The following is a 2627-nucleotide window of genomic DNA, read 5'->3' as shown; positions in this document are numbered from 1 at the left end:
GGCAGAGAAACTCACACTGCCATTGCTACCTTGGGAGACTGCTGTTACCTCAGCAGTGGGGTCTTCAAAATTGTCATTGCTGGTGAGAACATTGAGACTACCAGCAGTATCCTCATCTGTGGTCAGGGTGTCGTTGATGGCATCGGCGACCGGGTCGATAGTGATCGCAACATCTGTTGAAACAGGGGAACTACTCCCATCATTAGCGGAAATCGTTAACGTTTCAGCCCCGTTATAGTCACTGTTCGGGGTATAGGTAATATTGCCACTGCTAAAGGCATTAGTGACATCTGCCGCTGTACCAGAGAATTCAATTGTGGTGCCGCTACCCGTAATAATCGTAATGCCAGATGCAGCCGTGATATTCAACGAGCCTTGGGTAACGCTCAAGGTAATCGTCTGTGTATCGCCAGTGTCCGCATCAGCAACTGTAATATCAGTAATTGCAAACGGCGCTAACGGATCTTCTTGGACCGTTCGTGATGAGGTAGCCTCATCTGTAATGCTCGGTGCTGCAAGTATGACAGGATACTCATCGAGCACTGCTGAGGCAATGGGAATTTCAATATTAATCTGGCCAATTTGATAGTCCAGCTCCCAGTTACCGCCCAGCGCTGAATGACCAATGGGTGTTGTAGAGGCTGCAATCTTGGTACCTAGAAGGCGATGGAGCTCATCGATGAACTGTGCTCCAACCTCGCCCTGCGCAATACTACAACCGTATAGAAAAAGCGACGGTATAGTACGAGTAGAGGAAAGGCTAAACCAAGTGCAAAGTTGTTGAGCATATTGATTTAAGGTCTCTAAATTAAGTCGAGTATTACCAAGGTACAAATCACCCGGTTCACCATGACAAATAATGTGAACTGAGCTTACTTTTCTACAATAGTTGAGAGCTGCCGTAATTTGGTCAACACCATCCTGATTAGGATGAAGAATAATGGCTTCAACTCTAGAATCAATACCAACTATTAGATCCTGATAATTGTCAACTGCAGGATCAATGACTAATAGAGTATCTGAACTCTTGTTATAGAAAGGCGCTGAAATAGCTTTGAGACCTTGAAATATCTGCATAATCGCTGGTACCTATTTGTCAAAATGCCTAGCTTAAATACTGTGTAAAAGCACCCAAAAAACAATGCCATTAGAAATTTAGCTAATGGCATTAAGGCTTTTGTTTACTTATATTTTTGAGAGCTTAGCTAACTTAGAGAAACACCTCTGCTGCGAATAGTGTTCCCACCGATTAATAGCTATTAACATTTTCACGAGAAGATATTCACCTATCAATTCTCCTGAAATCTAACGCCTAACATTAAGTTTGAAAGACCGACACTATTTTAGTGGCAAAAATCTATGAAACCCTTATGAAAAGGGGATTTACAAGACGTTTATTTTTAATTTTCCCAAAAATCTAATAAGAATAATGGGTTTTAGCTACTGTTTTACCCTTCAGGTATTATTTACACATATAGTAAAAGTTTTCTGGATTGTGAAGCTGACGCCACATCAATTTCTAGTTGATTTTTATTGTTTTGAGTATGGGTATTCCGTTGGCGCTAACAGTTGAACTGCAGTCGTTCATATAAAGCGCCATTCAGACATCAAACCATTACGACTCTATGTCAAGATACAGCGTTATTTTATTTTCAAGAGATGTAATTCGAAAGTATTGAAACTCTGTTCAAAAGAAGCGATCTAGGGAATCAATTCATGAAATGTTCCTAGTCTTATTTTTTCTCTGAATAACTTAAAATTTTTCCAAGCTAAGGCGATTATATCAACAGATGAACGCACTTTTAAGCATCTTTGTTAGATAGCCGTAAATGAAGGGAACTTTAAGCATGATTCACCTGCTTGCAGGCATTTTCTAGAGGCTTTTTAAGTGCTAAATATCTGGTCTTCTTGATAAAGATAGCTTGGGAGCTGCCTTTCTTCTTACTCCCAAGCTAACTAGCTTGCCTCAATCAATTTGGCGATCTGAAATAACTACCGATCATCTTTGTTGTATAGAAACCCTACATATGGACTGTATCCGTTACTCAATATTTTTTTGGGGATTATTAGTAACAGCGGCTTGTAGCTCAGCTACAGCTCAACCTGAGAAATCAGAACCTCCTTCTGAACAACAACCAGAATCTAGGATGAACCGATCCGCAGTTGATTTAAGAGTTCCTGCACGGATGGGAGTGGGGCACACAACTGCAGGCTCTGGCTTTGACGGGTTTACCCAGTTCGAAGGCTTTATCCCTCTTAGCCAAACACCAGGAGAAGATTTGACATTTCTGGAAGCCAGACTATTGGTGGATAACGGTGCTCATTTGGGTAGCAACTTCTTGCTCGGCCATCGAACTTACGATGCAAGTCTCAATCGAACGTTTGGAGGCTATCTTGGTTTTGACAGTCGAGTCACGGAAAACAGTCCTTTCTTTCAATTGGGTGTAGGGTTGGAAACCCAGGGAGATGTTTGGGACTTCCGAGTGAATGGCTACCTCCCTGTAGGAGAAACACGCCGTCTAGTCAGCCAAAACACATTTGATACGGGTGTACAAGTGTCAACTCGCTTCCAAGATCATTTCCTGGTATTGGATACGTTTAGGGAGCGCCAAAGCATTCGCCAATTT

Annotated in this window: 1 protein-coding gene and 1 pseudogene; one reads left to right on the top strand and one right to left on the bottom strand. The window is 41.9% G+C overall.

Going from position 1 to position 2627, the window contains the following annotated elements; translation table 11 throughout:
- Nucleotides 1–1077, bottom strand: a 1077-nt coding sequence (locus Q0991_RS13950; protein ID WP_299489348.1) for a DUF4347 domain-containing protein, incomplete at its 3' end; no start/stop codon positions are given.
- Between the two features lie 1070 nt (nucleotides 1078–2147).
- Here Q0991_RS13950 and Q0991_RS13945 point away from each other — a divergent pair.
- Nucleotides 2148–2627 (top strand): annotated as a pseudogene (locus Q0991_RS13945) (hypothetical protein); the annotation flags it as partial.

Origin of the sequence: Acaryochloris sp. IP29b_bin.137 (assembly GCF_028285745.1) — a bacterium.
Classification (GTDB): domain Bacteria; phylum Cyanobacteriota; class Cyanobacteriia; order Thermosynechococcales; family Thermosynechococcaceae; genus Acaryochloris.
The sequence above is the reverse complement of the archived record's forward strand: the minus strand, read 5'-3'. Positions and strand labels throughout refer to the sequence as shown.